The 18600-nt window shown below is 35.2% G+C and carries 14 protein-coding genes; 7 read left to right on the forward strand and 7 right to left on the reverse strand.

Going from position 1 to position 18600, the window contains the following annotated elements; translation table 11 throughout:
- The first annotated feature begins 37 nt into the window (after positions 1–37).
- On the forward strand, positions 38–1462 hold the full coding sequence (locus tag GQS07_RS08895; RefSeq protein ID WP_158210482.1) for a sigma-54-dependent transcriptional regulator: 1425 nt from the start codon (positions 38–40) through the stop codon (positions 1460–1462).
- 438 nt (positions 1463–1900) lie between these two features.
- Here the strand turns inward: GQS07_RS08895 and GQS07_RS13860 are convergent, their stop codons facing one another.
- Complete coding sequence (locus GQS07_RS13860) at positions 1901–2083, reverse strand: hypothetical protein (RefSeq protein ID WP_410505317.1); 183 nt, start codon at positions 2081–2083, stop codon at positions 1901–1903.
- A gap of 182 nt (positions 2084–2265) precedes the next feature.
- Between GQS07_RS13860 and GQS07_RS08905 the strand changes: the two genes are divergently transcribed.
- Positions 2266–5235 (forward strand): prolyl oligopeptidase family serine peptidase, encoded by a 2970-nt coding sequence (locus tag GQS07_RS08905; protein WP_158210484.1) that lies wholly within the window; start codon positions 2266–2268, stop codon positions 5233–5235.
- A gap of 745 nt (positions 5236–5980) precedes the next feature.
- Here GQS07_RS08905 and GQS07_RS08910 read toward each other — a convergent pair.
- On the reverse strand, positions 5981–7390 hold the full coding sequence (locus GQS07_RS08910; protein ID WP_158210485.1) for a glycosyltransferase: 1410 nt from the start codon (positions 7388–7390) through the stop codon (positions 5981–5983).
- A 504-nt stretch (positions 7391–7894) separates the two neighbouring features.
- Positions 7895–9220, reverse strand: coding sequence for a metal-dependent hydrolase family protein (locus tag GQS07_RS08915; protein ID WP_158210486.1), 1326 nt, complete (start codon positions 9218–9220; stop codon positions 7895–7897).
- 204 nt (positions 9221–9424) lie between these two features.
- On the opposite strand from GQS07_RS08915, the gene GQS07_RS08920 reads away from it, so the two are divergent.
- Complete coding sequence (locus GQS07_RS08920) at positions 9425–11632, forward strand: alpha/beta hydrolase family protein (RefSeq protein ID WP_158210487.1); 2208 nt, start codon at positions 9425–9427, stop codon at positions 11630–11632.
- 198 nt (positions 11633–11830) lie between these two features.
- The gene (locus GQS07_RS08925) at positions 11831–12643 is read left to right on the forward strand and encodes a hypothetical protein (RefSeq protein WP_158210488.1); all 813 of its coding nucleotides are present in this window, start codon (positions 11831–11833) and stop codon (positions 12641–12643) included.
- 86 nt (positions 12644–12729) lie between these two features.
- Here GQS07_RS08925 and GQS07_RS08930 read toward each other — a convergent pair whose 3' ends face one another.
- Positions 12730–13152 (reverse strand): N-acetyltransferase, encoded by a 423-nt coding sequence (locus tag GQS07_RS08930; protein WP_158210489.1) that lies wholly within the window; start codon positions 13150–13152, stop codon positions 12730–12732.
- A gap of 276 nt (positions 13153–13428) precedes the next feature.
- On the opposite strand from GQS07_RS08930, the gene GQS07_RS08935 reads away from it, so the two are divergent.
- A complete protein-coding gene (locus GQS07_RS08935; protein ID WP_158210490.1) occupies positions 13429–14442 on the forward strand; it encodes a hypothetical protein in 1014 nt (337 codons plus the stop codon).
- 406 nt (positions 14443–14848) lie between these two features.
- On the opposite strand, the gene GQS07_RS08940 is transcribed toward GQS07_RS08935, so the two are convergent.
- Positions 14849–15043 carry a hypothetical protein gene (locus tag GQS07_RS08940; RefSeq protein WP_158210491.1) on the reverse strand — a complete coding sequence of 65 codons (195 nt, stop codon included), beginning with the start codon at positions 15041–15043 and terminating at the stop codon, positions 14849–14851.
- Positions 15044–15329: 286 nt separating this feature from the next.
- Here GQS07_RS08940 and GQS07_RS08945 point away from each other — a divergent pair, with 286 nt between their 5' ends.
- Positions 15330–16334, forward strand: a complete 1005-nt coding sequence (locus tag GQS07_RS08945) for a hypothetical protein (protein ID WP_158210492.1) — start codon at positions 15330–15332, stop codon at positions 16332–16334.
- Positions 16335–16373: 39 nt separating this feature from the next.
- On the opposite strand, the gene GQS07_RS08950 is transcribed toward GQS07_RS08945, so the two are convergent.
- Together GQS07_RS08950 and GQS07_RS08955 are read right to left on the reverse strand one after the other, a co-directional pair.
- The gene (locus tag GQS07_RS08950) at positions 16374–16607 is read right to left on the reverse strand and encodes a hypothetical protein (RefSeq protein ID WP_158210493.1); all 234 of its coding nucleotides are present in this window, start codon (positions 16605–16607) and stop codon (positions 16374–16376) included.
- A 3-nt stretch (positions 16608–16610) separates the two neighbouring features.
- Positions 16611–17759 carry a THUMP domain-containing protein gene (locus GQS07_RS08955; protein ID WP_158211355.1) on the reverse strand — a complete coding sequence of 383 codons (1149 nt, stop codon included), beginning with the start codon at positions 17757–17759 and terminating at the stop codon, positions 16611–16613.
- A gap of 108 nt (positions 17760–17867) precedes the next feature.
- Between GQS07_RS08955 and GQS07_RS08960 the strand changes: the two genes are divergently transcribed.
- Positions 17868–18599 carry a class I SAM-dependent DNA methyltransferase gene (locus tag GQS07_RS08960; protein ID WP_158210494.1) on the forward strand — a complete coding sequence of 244 codons (732 nt, stop codon included), beginning with the start codon at positions 17868–17870 and terminating at the stop codon, positions 18597–18599.
- The last annotated feature ends 1 nt before the right edge of the window (position 18600 follow it).

Below are 18600 nucleotides of genomic sequence, written 5' to 3' on the forward strand. Positions count from 1 at the left end.
ATATTAAATTTGCGATTAGCACCTAAAAATAGAAAATATGAGTCACAAGATTCTGGTTATAGATGATGATGTTCCTTTTTGCGAAATGCTAAAAACTTTTTTAACTAAAAAAGGGTATAAAGTATCCAATGCTTTTAGTAGCGCGGAGGCCGAGCAATCTATTGATAAAGAGTGCTATGATATTGTTTTAACGGATGTTCGTTTGCCTGATAGTAATGGATTAGAATTGTTGAAATATATTAAATCGCATTGTCCAACAGCACAAGTTATCTTGATGACAGGATATACTGAGATTAAAACGGCTGTAAATGCAATGAAATTAGGCGCATTTGATTATGTTGCCAAACCAATTAATCCGGATGAAATCTTGATGACAATCAAACAAGCACTTGAGCGTAAAGCAAGTATAGAGCGCGGGGAGGTTGTTACAAGTAAAGCAAAGGTAAAAACGACAACTGCTAAAACTACTTCTGAAACGACTGACGATACAGAAGAGGAGTTAGATTACGTTAGAGGAGAGAGTAGTATTTCTAAACAATTACACGAGTATATCGACTTAGTTGCACCAACAAATATGTCTGTTTTAATTATCGGAGATAGTGGTACAGGTAAGGAGAATATTGCCCATTCAATTCACTTAAAGAGCAAGCGTAAAGACAAGCCGTATATCGCAGTTGACTGTGGAGCTATTCCTAAGGATTTAGCGTCAAGTGAGTTTTTCGGACATATCAAAGGTTCGTTTACTGGCGCTGTTACGGATAAAGTAGGACACTTTGAAGCGGCTAATGGCGGTACGATCTTTTTGGATGAGGTAGGTAACTTATCGTATGAAGTGCAAGTGCAATTACTGCGTGCTTTGCAAGAGAGAAAAGTGAAACCTGTAGGAAGTAGCAATGAAATTGATGTGGATATTCGCGTTATTGCAGCTACTAATGAGGACTTGCCAAAGGCGGTTCGTGAAGGAGAATTTAGAGAGGACTTATACCACCGTTTAAACGAGTTTGGTATTGTTGCTCCAAGATTAGCAGATAGAGGTTCTGATATATTAATGTTCGCTGAGCATTTCTTAGAAGAGTCGAATCACGAATTAGAAAAACAAGTGAAGAAGTTTTCTTCTGAAGTAGAATGTGTTTTCTTAACATACGATTGGCCTGGAAACTTGCGTGAGATGAAAAACATTATCAAGCGTTCTGTTTTATTGACAAGAGGTGAGGTTATTGAAAAAGACGTTTTGCCACAGGAGATTTTAAATCCGAGAGCAGAGACAAGTGTTGTTACTTCATCTGTAAGTAATGATGCTCCAGAAGACGATTTAAAGCTGTTTTCATCAAGAAATGAAGAGCAAGCTATTCGTACAGCTTTAGAGAAAGTAAAGTTCAATAAAACGAAAGCTGCACAAGTTTTGGGAATTGACAGAAAAACACTTTACAACAAAATGAAGTTGTACAATATTGAGCTTTAAGACGATATTGACTAATCTGATTATATGTGAGGATTATAGATAAAAATAGAACAGCAGTAAGCAAATGTTTACTGCTGTTTTTTTATACTCTTTTTTCAGTGAAAGTCATTCGATAAGAGGAGGACTTCTTTTTAGGTGTTATTGTAATAATGAGTAGTTTACTGTTAATACTTGTCAGTTTATAAGGTGTTGCGCAGTGTTCTGCTTAAAATTACAAGGCGACAGTCTATGATTCTTGTGTTTTCTTTTTACCTTTGCAGTTATAATACGGAACAAGAGAACTATGGATATTCAAACATTGATTCATCAGAATTTAGATGAGCTGTTTTACTTAGCAGATAAGAAAGAAATTTTAAATACTGATTTAGTAGTTAAAATCGGAGCTTACGTTGGTGCTGCTGTTTTGAGAGGGCGTTTTGCTGATCAGAAAGAAGTAACTCAAGAAGAGGTAAATGGTGTATTTGGTATTATTGGTGATTTTTGTAAAGCGAGTTTCGGAGGTAGAAGCTTCTCAAAAGTACACTTTAAAAAGATGACTAAATTAGCATTGGAATTGATGCAAGAAACAACTTTTGACAATGATGTTGAAGCGTTTTTAGCAGAATTAAAGAAATAAGTAATTCACTTATAATAGGTGTTTTAAGAAAAGGGTGTCGTTATTGATACCCTTTTTTTTGTGGTTTATTGTAGCTTTTTTATGGGTATTTCGAGCCACTAAAACTTAGTGTATGAATGTTAATATTAGTGTTTTCTTGTCAAAAGTGGAAAAATAAGGTAACTTTCACACTCCTAACAAACATAATATGAAATTCAAACAAACAATTCAATCAAAGCAGACAGGTAAAATGAGTACGCTTTTAAAGCAACTTGGACTTGGTGTTTTTGTATTGAGTGCACTTACGACACAAGCACAAAAGAAGCCACTTGATCATTCTGTTTATGATGGTTGGCAAAATATAGGAGCGAGAGCTTTCTCTAATGACGGACAATGGGTTTTGTATGCTGTGAATCCACAGGAAGGCGATAAAACACTTTATATAGAAACGACAGATAAATCGAAGAAGTTAACTGTAAATAGAGGAGAGAAGCCTGTGTTTACAGGTGGTTCTGATTATTCTGTCTTTGCAATTAGACCGACGTTTGCCGACTTAAAAGCGGTGAAAACAAAGAAGAAGAAAGAAGATGAGATTGCAAAGGACTCATTGGGTATTTACAACTTAAAAACGGGAGCATTAGTAAAATACGCTAATGTTAAGTCGTTTAAAGTACCTGAGAAAAAAGGGGCACACTTAGCTTACCTTTTAGAACCTGTGAAAGACACAGCAAAGTCTAAAGACAAAAAGCCAGCTAAAAAAGCGGGTAAAGATACTCCGTTAGACTTGGTGTTGGAAAACCTACAAACAGGGGAAAAGATTACGTATAACAATGTAAGTGATTACTACTTTGATAGTGAGGGACAGTATTTAGTGTTTGTAACAAAGGATCCAAATGCTAAGAAGAAAGAGGATAAGAAAGACGACGCTAAGGAGGAAAAAACAGCTGAAACAACAGAAGAAGTTGCAGTTGTAGTTAACGAAAAAGAGGAAGACAAGAAAAAAGAGGAGGTTGCTGAAGAGGCAAAAGGTCCTTTTGGTGTGTTCGTTGTAGATTTAAAAACAAAGAAAGTAACAACTCTTTTGGAAGGAAAAGGGAAGTACACACAGTTTTCTTTTGATGATAAAGGAAAGCAGTTGGCTTTTGTAGGTACTGAGGATGAAGAGAAAGTATTGGTTAAAAAGTACACGCTTTATTACAGTGATTTGACAAAAGGGGCTACGGTTTTAGCAAATGACAAAACAAAGGGAATGCCTGCTAAGTGGGTATTGTCTGAAAACTATAAACCGAGATTTAGCAAAAACGGGCAACGTATGTTTATTGGTATTGCGCCAGAACCGATTGCTAAGGATACAACGCTTATTGCTGATGACCACGCGATAGTGGATATTTGGCACTTTAACGAAGATTACGTGCAACCACAGCAGTTGGCTAATTTAGATAGAGATTTGAAAAAGTCGTTTATGGCTTCAATGAACTTGAAAACAAAAGCGGGTATTGTCGCTTTGGCTAATGAGCGAGTGAATAGTACGCAATTGGTAGATGAGGGAAATGCAAACATCGTTTTCTCAAGTTCTGACTTCGGAAATAGAGTTTCTACACAGTGGGATATTTCTGGGGTACGTTCATACTATATCGTTGATGTAAATACAGGTAAACAAACGGAGGTTGTGGCTGATTTACGTGGTTCAGCACGTATTTCTCCAAATGGGAATGCCGTAGTGTATTACAATAATGTAGAAGGTAATTGGTATGCTTATGACGTGAAGTCAAAAGTAAAGAAACAATTGAATAAAGGGCTTAATGTATCGTTTGCAGATGAAACATTTGATATGCCTGATAATGCGTATTCTTATGGTATTCAAGGGTGGACAGACAATGATGAGTCTGTTTTAATTCGCGACCGCTTTGATATTTGGGAGTTTTTCTTGTCGAGTAATAAAGCGCCAAGAATGGTTACTAACGGATACGGACGTAAGAATAATATCGCTTTTGACTTGTTAAATGTAGAAGATGATAAACGTTCTTTCAGTAGAAATGAGCAATTAATCTTAGCTGCTTTTAATGAGAATACAAAAGAGGCGGGGTACTTTACAACGGAAGTGAAGAGTGCAAAAGAGCCACAATTGGTTACAATGCAACCTTATAACGGGTTTAGCTCGTTATTTAAAGCAAAAGACGCGGCTGTTTATGGTTATTTAAAAGGATCGTTTACAGAGTCTAACAACTTATACATCACTAAGGATTTGAAAAATGCAGTGCAACTAACAGCTATCAATCCACAACAAAGTGAGTATAACTGGGGAACAAATGAGTTAGTTCATTGGACTACACCTAAGGGGAATGAGGCAACGGGAGTGTTGTTTAAACCAGAGGATTTCAATCCAGCGAAGAAGTATCCGATGATTGTGTACTTTTATGAAAAACTGTCTGACAACCTACACCGTTATGAGTCGCCAGCACCAACGCCATCACGTTTGAATATTCCGTTTTTTGTAAGTAACGGGTATTTAGTGTTTACACCAGACGTTAGTTATGTTGACGGACATCCGGGTAAATCAGCAGAGGAGTATATCAACTCTGGGGTTGAGTATTTGAAAAAGAACAACTGGGTGAATGGTGATAAAATCGCTATTCAAGGACAAAGCTGGGGTGGTTATCAAGTGGCACACCTTATCACGGTTACAGATATGTATGCTGCAGCGTGGTCAGGAGCACCAGTGGTAAATATGACATCAGCCTATGGAGGTATCCGTTGGCAAAGTGGTATGAGTCGCCAATTCCAATATGAGAAAACACAGAGTAGAATTGGTAAAACACTTTGGGAAGGGTACGACTTATACGTTGAAAACTCGCCTTTATTCAATATGCCAAATGTGAAAACCCCCGTGGTAATTATGCACAATGACAACGATGGAGCTGTGCCGTGGTACCAAGGAATTGAAATGTTTATGGCTTTACGTCGTTTAGGAAAACCAGCTTGGATGTTGAATTACAACGGAGATGAGCACAATTTGATGAAACGTCAGAATAGAAAGGATATCCAAATTCGCCAACAACAATTCTTTGATTATTATCTAAAAGACGGTAAAGCACCGGTTTGGATGGTAAAAGGTGTACCAGCTACAATGAAAGGAAAAGATTGGGGATTTGAACTTACTGATGAACAAGTGAAATAATCCATTATTATAGCAAGAAAGGGCTATCTACAAGTGATGTAGATAGCCCTTTTTGTTTGTATAAAGCGCGAAATGTAAGACGTGAAACGTAATGCGTGAAACGTAAAACGTAATGCGTAAAACGTAATGCGTCGAAACAAAAACATCACAATTCAACTGATGCATAAAAACCCGAAATGTCATTACAAACAAAAACATCACAATTTAACCGATGCATAAAAACTCGAAATGTCATTACAAACAAAAACATCACAATTTAACCGATGCATAAAAAAACCGAAATGTCATTACAAACGAACATCACAATTTAACCGATGCATAAAAACCCGAAATGTCATTACAAACAAAAACATCACAATTCAACCGATGCATAAAAACCCGAAATGTCATTACAACCGAACATTACAATTTAACCATCGTAGGGGAATTATTATTCGCCCGCACGGCATACGACACGATGTATATCACGTATCCTTCCTGTTGTTTATGTATAAACAAACAATACTGTAAGACGTGAAAGGTGTTGAATTTGAAGTATATAAAAGTGAAAAGAGGTTACCTAATCAGGTTAACCTCTTTTCTATGATAAAATAATGTGGGGACATTTATTTTTGTTGTGGTAATGTGCTTATTCACCACTCTTTTTATTTGCTGTAACTGTAGGATTGCGTATAGCAAAACAAAAGTGAAAAGAGGTTAACTTATCACGTTAACCTCTTTTCGTATAATAACAATATGGGTGCACTTATTTTTGTTGTGGTAACGTTCTCGTTAACCATCCTCTTTTATTAGCTGTTGCAATAGCATAAGGCGTAATCCAGAACAATGTAAATGTGTAGAATAAGCTATATGGGTATGCCCAAAACGACTCAGCCACGCTATATCTCTTAGAGTAAAAGAATACTTGAATACTTGAAAAGATAAAGATACTTACCAAAGCAGAACTGATGAATAACAACGGTTGCGTGATGATGAAGTACAGCATTAAGAATGTCATTGGATAAGCCATAATAACACGTAACCATTGGTTTAGCAATAAGATTCTCGGACCTACTTTTGAACCTTCTCTAAAGTTGGTAAAAGCAAACTTACTCATCATAATATTTTCACGTACGTTACTTCTTTCCCAACGGATAAACATCTTGTACAAGTTTTTATACTCTTCAGGAGTGTTTGTCAATACATAAGCATTTCGTTGAAACAGCACGTGGTATCCTTGTTTCAGAATCATATTAGTCATTGCTCTATCTTCACCGATGTCAGATGGTTGCCCCATAAATGTTTGGGTAATCCAATCTTCTAAACAGTTCATCACCGCTACTCGTCTATAAGCCGCTAAGGCACCAGGAGTACATAATACTGAACCTAAGGCACTCTGCGCAGAACGAATAAACTCAAAACTAAACACAAAACTCACGTTTAGCATTTTAGGTATAATACCATCTTTTGTGTTTAATACACGTACGTTTCCACCCACAGCACCACATTTTTCATTGGTTACAAATGGGCTAACAAGGTTTCTAAGGGTGTCTTTCTTAACGATTGAGTCACTGTCAACCGTAATAAATACATCTCCTTTTCCAATGTTGAAACCTCTGTAAAGAGCGTGTCTCTTACCTTGGTTTTTGGGTTGTTGTAAAATAGTTACTCTATCTCCTAATTCCTCTTTTGCTTTCAACATCCACTGCCAAGTGTCGTCTTTACTACCATCGTCAATAGAAATAATCTCCAACTTTTCAGCAGGGTAGTTTCCTTTTACCAAGCTATAAAGCGTTTCATAAACTAATTTCCCTTCGTTATAAGCAGGTACAAGAACCGTACACGTTGGCAACTCCTCATCACTTACAGAAGCAACAGGTTTATAGCGGAAATACAGATAAACAATATAAAGTAAGAACGCGATTTGTATGCTTAGTAGAACAATTCCCAGATTAATGATAAACGTTCCCCAAACAGACTCTAAACGCTCTAAATGTAATTTCTCAAAGTGTGGTTGTAATTGATAAACTAAGATTACCCCAATAGTCATTACCATAAAAGTTCCTAATAATACTAAGTAATCTGTTGTGTTTAAACTCTTGTCTACAAACTTGCCCCAAAAACTCTTTTTAGGTTGTTTGTTTTCTACGGTTTCGATGTTTTTATCAGTGCGCATAATATTGTATTTAAGTGGTTTGTTTTTGCCGATTGTTCAAAGAGAAAAGCTTTAGCATAAATTCAGTAAAGCGAGGTTTAATCCTCAAGGATGACTTTACTTAAAAGGTGGTGATATGTTAAAAAAACAGTCCTTTGCTTTCATTCGGTACTTACATAGGTTCAATAGTTGTGCCAACGCCTAAAATGGGGAGTAGAGGGCATTTCATCAAAAAAAAACTACACTATGTAGAGATATAGGCAACGCTTTGAGGTATAATTACTCTATGAGAATTGTAGAGAAAGTCCTCATTATTAGATATTAACTTAAAATTTAGAAAGTGAATATGGAAGAAGGTAGGGGAAATAAAAAAGGAGCTGACTTCGCATTAAGTCAGCTCCTTTGTCTGTTGTAAATGGCCAAAAATCTGTTGTTTACACATCATTTTACCACTATTGATGTTCGTGTTTAAATAAGTATTGTTTACTTTATTTACCAGGATATGTCAGCTCAAATTAATATTGTTTACAGCTTGTTTTTATACACCTTACCATCCTTAATAATCAGCAATATTTTATTTGCTGGGTCTTGTAAGATGTCGATGTTTTCAAGCGGACTCTCATCTAATAAAATGATATCAGCATAAGCCCCTTCAGCAATCACACCCAAATCAGCAGGATACGGATTTCGTGGTCCGCTTAACTTCAGCAATTGGGCATTGTCATACGTAGCCATCTTTAAGATTTCATAGTTTGAAAACCACTGTTTCAAACGCAATAATATTTTGTTTTGAATTAACGGGTCTTTCGGACGTGTAACCAGGTCAGTACCAAAAGCTAATTTCACTTTGTGTTTCTTAGCCCATTTGTACACATTATCAGTTCCTGTTCCCACATATTCCTTATTTGCTTTTTGCAATGGGTCTGTATAATTACTTGAATCAGAGTCAAAAGGTTGCATACTCAACCAAACCCCTTTATCTGCTAATAATTTTACCGTAGCCTCGTCTAACAAATGACCGTGGTCTATACACTTCACCCCAGCTTCTACAGCTTGTCTAACCGCATTAGCTGTATAAGCGTGCACGGTTACATACGTACCCCAGTTGTCAGTCGCTTTCACAGCAGCTCTAATTTCCTCAACTGTATATTGCGTTGCGTCTAACGGATCGTAGATAGTCGCAACTCCACCACCAGCCATTACCTTAATCTGAGAAGCCCCTTTTCTAAGTTGGTCTCTCGTAGCTACAGTAACTTCATATTCTCCATCAGCTACTACACTACCACCAAGGGTTTGAAAACGAGGAGGAGTATGGTCTAACATACGCGGTTCAGCCCAAGGGAAATTAGCATCTCCGTGTCCCCCTGTTTGTGAAATCATTGCCTCACTTGGGTAAATACGCGGTCCCTTGTTTAGCCCCATATCATTCGCTTGTTTAATCCCCGTTACGTGTCCCCCTAAATCGCGAACAGTCGTAAAACCGCGTTGTAGCGTGTTCTCAGACTCCTTTGCCGCATTGATAAAAAGGAAACTCTCATCGCCCAACATAATCATCTGATTGCTGTTTGCTGCTAAGAAGGAGTGCCAGTGTGCATCAATTAATCCCGGCATTACAAACTTGCCTTTACCGTCGATTACTTGTATTTGTGGATTGTTATTCGTGTCTATTTTTCCAGTAGAAACTTTGGTGATTTTATTGTTTTCAATCAACACAGACCCTTTTGTAGTCTTTTGGTCCTTTCCGTTGAATATCTCTACATTTTCAAGTACAATGCCGTTTTGTGCATTCATTACAAAGGCAAATGAACTTAAAACAAGCGTAAAACCTATTTTCTTAATTGATTTAAACATAGTTGTGTCGTTTTGTTTATTATCGTAAAGATAGGTATTTAACATTCTTAATGGTTAACTAAATTGAGTTATATGTTTATTTATGAGGAATAGTGCAGTTACTTGTTTTCAAAAAATGGACTATTTTTGTAGGTATACATAGACAAATAGAAAACGGATACGCTTGATGAACGTCAGGGGTACGGTTACTTTAAAATACAAATTATGGCAAACAAGATAATAGGAGATTACAAAGCAGTATTAGACTTGGGAGAAATGCAATTAGACTTAATTGCTCATATTTCTGCTGAATTAACGGTTACATTAGACTTGCCAACACAAGGGGCAATGGGGTTAGAGGCTACAAATGTAGTTTGTGAAGGAGACAGCCTATCGTTTAGCGTTGCCGCAATGGGACTTTCATTTGCTGGTGCGTTGGAAGGTGAGAAGTTAGTGGGCGTTATCAAGCAAATGGAACAAGAAATGCCTGTTGTGTTTGAACCTACGGAGATTAAACTACCGGGTAATCCTGCGTTGGTTTCTACGGATGAGGAGTTGCAAGCATTGGCTAATCAGGAGAGTGGGGTTTATAAATACAAAGTGGAAGATTACTTTCAGCGACCTAAATCGTCTGCTTTTCAGTTGTCGCCAAATGGTAAATACTTGTCGTATCGCGAGAAAGACGAGAAGAATAAACGCCACGTTTACGTGAAGGAGATTGAAACAGGTAACGTACTTCGCGTAATTGAAGAAGGAGAGGAGTTGGTACGTGCATATGGATGGATTAACGATGAGCGCTTGGTGTATATTATGGACCAAGGTGGAGATGAGAATTACCACATTTATGCGGTGAATGTAGACGGAGAGAATAATATGGATTTAACGCCGTTTGACAAGGTGCAAGCGGGGATTGTCAATATGCTGAAAGAGCAAAAAGACTACATCATCATTTCGATGAACTTAGATAATCCGCAGGTGTTTGAGCCGTATAAGATGAATATCAACACAGGGGAGTATGTGAAGTTGTTTACCAATGACGACCCTGCTAATCCGATTGCGGGTTATGATTTTGACAAAGACGGTAACTTAAGAGGCTACTCTAAAATGTACAACGGTGTACAATCGCAGTATTTCTTTAAGGTTGACGGAGCAGAGGAGTTTGAATTGTTTCAAACCATCAACTGGTCTGATACGTTCTCGGTTATGGCGTTCAACTATGCTTCTGACAACAAAGATGAGGCGTATGTATTGACAAACTTAGATTCTGACAAACAACGCATTGTATTGTACGACTTTAAAACTCGCCAAGTGGTCAAAGAGGTATATGCTAATCCTGAGTTTGACGCTTCTATCATTGGCTTGTCGCGCAAACGCAATTGGGAGATTGACTATTTGGGATATGAAGGAGAAAAGGTAATCATAGAACCAGTAAGTGAGACTTTTAAAAAGATATATGCCGATTTGGAAAGCCATTTCGGAGCGTATGAGTACTCTATTGTTGCTAAAACAGATAAAGAAGACCGTTATTTAATCATTGTTCAAAGTGATAAATTGTACGGAACGTATTATAATTACGATACAGCTACAAGTGCGGTGTCGCCTTTGTATGATTTGATGCCACAGTTAAAAGAGGAGGATATGGCAGAGATGCGTCCTATTTCGTTTATCAGTAGAGATGGGGTTAAATTACACGGGTATATCACTTTGCCAAAAGCGGCGTTAGACGGACAAAAAGTACCGTTGATTGTGAACCCACACGGCGGACCACAAGGAATTAGAGATAGTTGGGGCTTTAATCCAGAAACGCAGTTGTTTGCCAGTAGAGGATATGCAACTTTACAAGTAAACTTCCGTATTTCTGGAGGGTACGGAAAAGAGTTCTTTAAGTCTGGTTTCAAGCAAATCGGGCGTAAAGTGATGGATGATGTAGAAGATGGGGTACACTATGTAATTGCACAAGGATGGGTAGATGCGGATAAGATTGCTATTTACGGAGCAAGCCACGGTGGATATGCTACGTTGATGGGATTGATTAAAACCCCTGATTTATACCGTTGTGGAGTTGATTATGTGGGGGTGTCGAGCATCTTTACGTTCTTTGAGTCGTTCCCTGAATATTGGAAACCGTATAAAGAGATGGTGAAGGAGATATGGTATGACCTTGACAATCCAGAGGAACGTGAAATAGCAAAAGAGGTTTCTCCTGTTTACCAGTTAGACAAGATTACAAAACCGCTGTTTGTTGTACAAGGTGCTAATGACCCAAGGGTTAAGATTGCCGAGTCTGACCAGATTGTTGAAGCGTTAAGAAATAAAGGGTTTGACGTTCCTTATATGGTGAAATACGACGAGGGACACGGGTTTTCAAAAGAAGAAAACAGTATCTCTTTTTACAAATGTATGATGGGGTTTGTATCAGAACACTTGAAATAATAAAGATAAGCTGTCTTGTAAAAGGCAGCTTTTTTTATGCTTTGTTGTTACTTGTCTTGCCGCGTGTATTTAAGTTAAAGTGTAGCTTGTGTATCGCATTTTAAGGTGATTTATTGTGTTGTAAAAGCAACTTTAGTAAAATTAATTGCTTTTATTTCTGTGTTTTATGCTTTATGTTTGTCAACTAAACACAACACGATGAAATACACACTAATCGGAGTTTTGAGCTTGTTGAGCGTTTTAAGTGCTAATGCACAGACTCCAAAAAACTATGTAGAAGATACGCGCAATATTGCCAAAGGGAATATTGTGATGACTGATCTTGTAAAAAAAGGAGAAGATACCATTGTTGTAAACTACTTTGACGGAATTTTCCCAACGACGGATACGGAGGGTTGGACAAGAAAAATGGTGATTAAGGGAGAGAAACAGGGTAAAGATTATATTGTAACAAGTGATGTTTTTACAAAAGATGCAGCTGCTAATACTGCTGATGAAAAGCGTTATTCTAACAGTGTGCGTACGTATAAATATAAAGATGCAAAGAAATACACAACGGTAACTACCTTTTTTATTGAAGATGGTTTGTTAGAAACTAAAATATCAGACCAGAAGCAAAGTAGATATGAGTGCCATAATGTAGAGGGAACTAAGGTGGCTGATGCGAGTTGTTTTGTAACAATGGACAAAGAAAATGCTGCTAAAAATAGAGAATTAGTTACTTGTACATTACGCGATGAGGCAATAGCTATTTACAACGAGTACAAGTACACAATTCCTTTGGTGATTATGACGCAGGTTAGTATTGACCCAAAAACAGGAGAGAAGAAGTTGTTTTTTGACGACTTGACAAAGTTTAGTATTTCAAAAGAAGACAATGATGTTATTGCAAAGCGATTAACGGCTGTAGTTGATGCCTTGCCAAATGAGGAGTTTACCTTTCCAAAAGACAGAAATGGCAACGTATATCCGTTGAATTTCTCAGTTCCCCTGAAATTTAGATTGAAATAATAAAGAAAAGCTACCTCATTTAAGGTAGCTTTTTTTGTATTTATAAGTAATGTGTTTGTACTGTTTATTTAACGTAAGTGTCCTAATTAATTATACTGCATAACAAACTCTTCTTTGTTTGTTTCTTCATCAAGGCGCGTTTCAAGAACTACAAACCCTTGCTTTTTGTAGAATGCCACTGCGTTAACATTATCCACATAAACACTAAGTTGCAAAGAAGAATAGTTCTCTTTTGCCCACGCGATTAGTTGTTTTCCAATGCCTTTTCCCTGTGTAGTAGGTAGAACAAAAATAGCCGCAAGGTAACTATCCACCAAAGAGATAAATCCCACTATTTTACCATTTTCTTCGTAAACCAATGTATTGCTTGATGGTATGTAAACATCCCTCATAGCAGGTACTTTTGACTTCCAATAATTTGCAGGAATAAAGTTGTGCGCTTTAATAGAAGCAGTAAGCCAAATATCAATTACTTGTTGGCAGTCGTTTATATGATAAGGTCTAATCATTTTTTGATTGAATAAGGAGATAAACTTCAAAGATATAAAGACTTTAAGAAGTTTTATTGTTTAATGATTGTACTATCTGATTAATATTGATTAGAAGTGAATCATAAAAATATAGTAATATTTCTTGTGACAAAGAAGAATGGTAACTTCATTGTCTTTTTAGTGTTGTTTTATTTATTTTAATTGTTTATTCTTTATTTTTCGGTAAAAAAATAATAATTATTTATTTTTATGATTTATTATAGGTATTTTTAACAAAATTAAAAAATTGCCTAAATGAAAAAGTTAGTTTACTTATTTGCATGTACTGCATTATTTGCAGCTTGTTCAAGCGATGATTCAAATGTAGAGTCAGAGGTAGTACCACCTGTGGTGATTGAGCCTACTAAATCAAAAGTTGTTTTTTCAACTTATGATAACACGAATAGAATAAGCTATTTATATGAATTAAACCCGGTAGATGGTCAGTATGAGAAAATAAAAGAGTTTAAAGAGTCTGAAATTGATAATTTACAGAACTTTAGTTACGATGCTACTAATAAGATTTTCTACGGAATTTCATCAGAACAAAAATTGTTGAAATTTGATTTAGAAAAGAAGGAGACAATTTCTATAAAAACTATAACACCTGATTTTGGAGTAGATATTGATTATTCTTTTATTGATAAAAGAGGGAAGATGTTTGCTTATGGGTATAATAAAATGAATCCTCTTTTGTTTAACAACTTTATTTCTATTGACAAAGAAATGGCAACAGGAATAAAAGGAAATTCAAGCAAAGAATTAAGTAAAATGTTGGTTGGTAATTCGATATTTTATTACACATATAATGAGCAACAAGATAAAGTAGTAGCGTTATTTGAAAGTTTCAACAGAGAAGCAGATACGAGTGATTTTTCTTTATTGTTGCTTAATCCTACAAACCTTGAGGAGTTTGATACACAAAAGGAGAAAAACACTATTGTAATTAAACAATTAGATCATTTAGCAGATACTTTTGGTATAGTGGTAGATAAGAATCAAAACTATTATATAGGTTATGAAGTATACGATGAGGATGAGGTCGCGTTTATAGATACAACTACAGGTGAACTACATAAATTGTTTAATTTATATAGTATTTACGGAATGACGTATGATAAGAATAGTAATTCTCTTTATGTATTCAGTAAAGAAAAAAATGATAAAGTGTATTTTACAGCTTACAATATCGATACGAAAGAAAAAAGATCAATTGAATTAAAAGGTAATGATTTTGAAGTTTTTGGATTAACAGTTATTAATGAGTAGTCTTAAAATAACCAAACAAGATTAATAGTTTATAATTATAGAGTAAAACAGTAGTAGACATAAGTTTACTGCTGTTTTTTTTTCGATATGTTTTGAGCTTTTGGTTAAATACTTGATTAGGAATAAGGGGGGCTTTTACTAATATAGTTTGTACTGATAATAAGTTTTGATAACCTATTTTCGTTATAAATACTTGTTTTAAGGCTATTTTAGTGTGTTTTTATCTAATTTAATTGTTTACTTGGATTTTCTATTGTTTGGTTATTGATAGAAATAATTAACTATTTATTTACGAGTAATTTAATAGTTAATTTACTTATTTGTATATACGGCATTATATGCTGCTTGTTCAAGCTATGATTCAAATCAAGAGCAGAAGTACCACCACCTTCGGTGATTAAGCCTACTAACTCAAAAGTTGTTGTTTCAAAGAATTTTCTTCGTAAACCAATGTATTGCTTGATGGTATGTAAACATCCCTCATAGCAGGTACTTTTGACTTCCAATAATTTGCAGGAATAAAGTTGTGCGCTTTAATAGAAGCAGTAAGCCAAATATCGATTACTTGTTGGCAGTCGTTTATATGATAAGGTCTAATCATTTAAGAGTTCTAAGTGGTTTAAATTATAAGTTTTAGTAAAGGTATAGGGGCTATTAGAGGTTTTATTGTAAAATGAAAGTACCATCTGATAATTATTGACTAAAAATGACTTGAAAAACATTAAAAAATGTGACAAAGACGATTAAAAAAAGTTAGTTGTCTATTGATTAAAATGTGTTTTTAATGATTTAAAGTCTATGTCTTTTAGTTATCAATAAAAAGCTTTTTTGGTTTATAAATAAACTTTATTATCATTAATTTTAACTAAAATTTAAAAATAGTCTAAATGAAAAAGTTAATTTACTTATTTGCATGTACGGCATTATTTGCTGCCTGTTCAAGCGATGATTCAAATCAAGAGCCAGAAGTAACACCACCTGCTGTGACTGAGCCTACTAAATCAAAAGTTATTGTTTCTAAGAATTTTCCTGATAAAAGAGGAATTGGTTTATATGAATTAGATCCTTCAAATGGTAAATTTGAAATGATAAAGGAGTTTGAGGAAATTGATAATATGGAAAGCATTAATTATGATGCTGTTGATAAAAAATTGTATGGTATTTCCTTTGAAAATCAATTGTTGAAGTTCGATTTGGAAAAGAAGGAAACAGTTTTTATTAAAGACATAACACCAACTTTAGAAGTTGATATTGATTATTCTTTTATTGATAAAAGAGGAGAATTACTTGCTTATGGATATGATAGAGGACAATTTGATGTATTTAATAGTTTCATCACAATAGATAAGGAAAAAGCGATAGGTACACCGAAAGGCGTAAGTAAAGAGTTGAATAAGAAATTAGAGGATGCATCAATCTTTTATTTAACGTATAATGAACAGCAAGATAGAGTCGTTGCTTTTTGTGAAGAAAGTGACTATGAAAAAGGAGTAACTAACTTTTCATTGTTATTGCTTAATCCTCATAATCTTGCAGATTTCGATACAAAAACAGAGGAAAAAACTATCACTATTAAAGAATTAAATTATCAGTCAAATGCTCATGGTATTGTTGTAGATAAAAATCAAAACTATTTCATAGCTTATGATAAACTAGATACTAATATTGTTGCTCTTGTTGATACAAAAACAGGTGAATTGAATAATTTGTTAGAGTTATTTAATCTTGAGGTAATGACGTATGATAAGAATATGAACTCTCTTTATTTTATAAGTGGAAGTAGAGAAGACAAGAAACTTTTCACAGCTTACAATATAGATACAAAAGAAAAAAGTGTATTTGTATTAGGAGACGATGAAAAATCGAATACTGGAATGATAGTTATAAACTAAAAAAAAGGTTGTTATTTTTAAAATAACAACCTTTTTTGTTTAATTCAATACTTTCACACCTTTCATAAAGATCCAACGCATACAGATCTTATCACCTTTCTCAGTTTTGAATACTTTAAACTGTGGAGCTAAGATAGTAGCGATAACCGCACTTACCAATGGACCCCAAAAGCCTTGTAAATCCGTAAATTGAACAATGATAACTCTTGCTATAATAAATAAGATAGCAAAGCTAACAAACTGCAAAATGATAGTCTTTGTATTAACGCTCATGATCTATTGATTATCTGTTATATATTTTCCTTTTTTACTTCCAGCATACAACTCGTATTTTACAAAACGAGCCTCTAACTTACCGTTGAAAAGTTTAATCTTTCTCGATGGTCTTAATCCAACAAATTTCAACGCTTCTACGTTACCCGTAATAAACCAAGCTTCAGTACCCGGATATCCTTGTTTTAACGTATCTCCAATTTCTCTGTAAAAACGCTCTAAGTCAATGTCCAAACGCTCTCCATACGGTGGGTTAAACACCATATGTAGTGGTCCTTCTGTTTCCTTACTTGAGTCAAAGAAGTTAGCCGTTTCAATCTGAATATACTCCTCTAAGTTAGCATTTCTCACGTTGTCAATTGCTTTTAATACAGCAGACGGCGCTTTGTCATACCCTTTAATTGTATAATGAAACTCGCGTACTCTTTTTAATAGCGATTCCTGTATTTTGTCAAATAAGTCAGCATCCCAATCGTTCCAACGCTCAAAAGCAAACTCTTTTCTGTTGATATTAGCAGGAATATTACAAGCAATCATAGCTGCTTCTGTCAAGATTGTACCCGAACCACACATTGGGTCGATAAAATCTGTTCTACCATCCCAACCTGACATTAACAACATTCCAGCTGCTAACACCTCATTAATCGGCGCAATATTCGTAGCTGTTTTATACCCACGGTGGTGTAATGAAGCCCCAGACGAGTCAAGAGATACCGTACACATATCTTGTTGTAAGTGGATATTAATTCTTAAATCAGGGAAGTCTTTGTCGATATTAGGACGTTTTCCCAATTTGTTTCTGAACTGGTCAACAATAGCATCCTTCGCTTTTAAAGCAACGAATTGTGAGTTGTTGAAGTTGTCAGAAAACACCGTAGCGTCAATTACGAACGATTGATGAGCAGAAATATACTCTGACCAATCAATAGTTTGAACACCTCTATATAAGTTTTCCTCATTATAAACTGCAAAGCTTGAAATAGGTTTAAGTATCTTCAAAGCTGTTCTAAGGCCTAAGTTTGCTTTATACATAAAGCCCTTATCTCCTTTAAAACTAACCATACGCGTTCCCGGTTTCACATCTACTGCACCTAATAATTGCAATTCTTTTACTAATACATCTTCAAAACCAAAGAATGTCTTAGCAACCATTTTAAAATTCTCCATCTTTATTGTTATATAAGGAATAATTTACTTCATCTAATTAATCCACAAAAATAAAGTAAATTTGTAGGCTAATAAAAGATTTAAAACAAAAGTATGTCAAAAGAGAACAAAGCTTGGTATGTATCGTGGTTTGATACCCCTTATTACCATACTTTATACAAAGATAGGGATTACGCAGAAGCACAAATGTTAATTGATAACTTAAGTCACTACTTAAATTTAGAGGAAGACGCTAAGATTTTAGATTTAGCTTGTGGTAAAGGAAGACATTCTGTTTACTTAAACAAATTGGGATACGACGTAACGGGAGTTGACTTATCTGGCAATAGTATCGAAAGTGCTAAAGAATTTGAAAGTGATACACTTCATTTTCACGTACACGATATGAGAGAACCGTTAACGCAGAAATACGACGCTATATTAAACTTATTTACAAGTTTTGGGTATTTTCAAGATCCAGCAGATAATGCTCGTACGTTAGATGCTATTCACCAAAGTTTGTCTGAATACGGATTAGCAGTTATCGACTTTATGAATGTTGATAAAGTAATTGCTAACCTTGTTCCTTCTGAAGTGAAAACAGTAGATGGAATTGATTTCCATATTACGCGTAAATACGAAGATGGGTTTATCATTAAAAACATTGTATTTGACGCAGACGGTGAACACCACGACTATACTGAAAAAGTAAAAGCATTGCGATTAGAGGATTTTGAAGAAATGATGAATGAAAAAGAAATTTATCTATTAGATGTGTTTGGTGATTACAAACTAAGAAAATTCTATAAAAACGAATCAGATCGATTAATCATGATTTTCAAATAAG

Origin of the sequence: Myroides phaeus, from assembly GCF_009799805.1 — a bacterium.
Classification (GTDB): domain Bacteria; phylum Bacteroidota; class Bacteroidia; order Flavobacteriales; family Flavobacteriaceae; genus Flavobacterium; species Flavobacterium phaeum_A.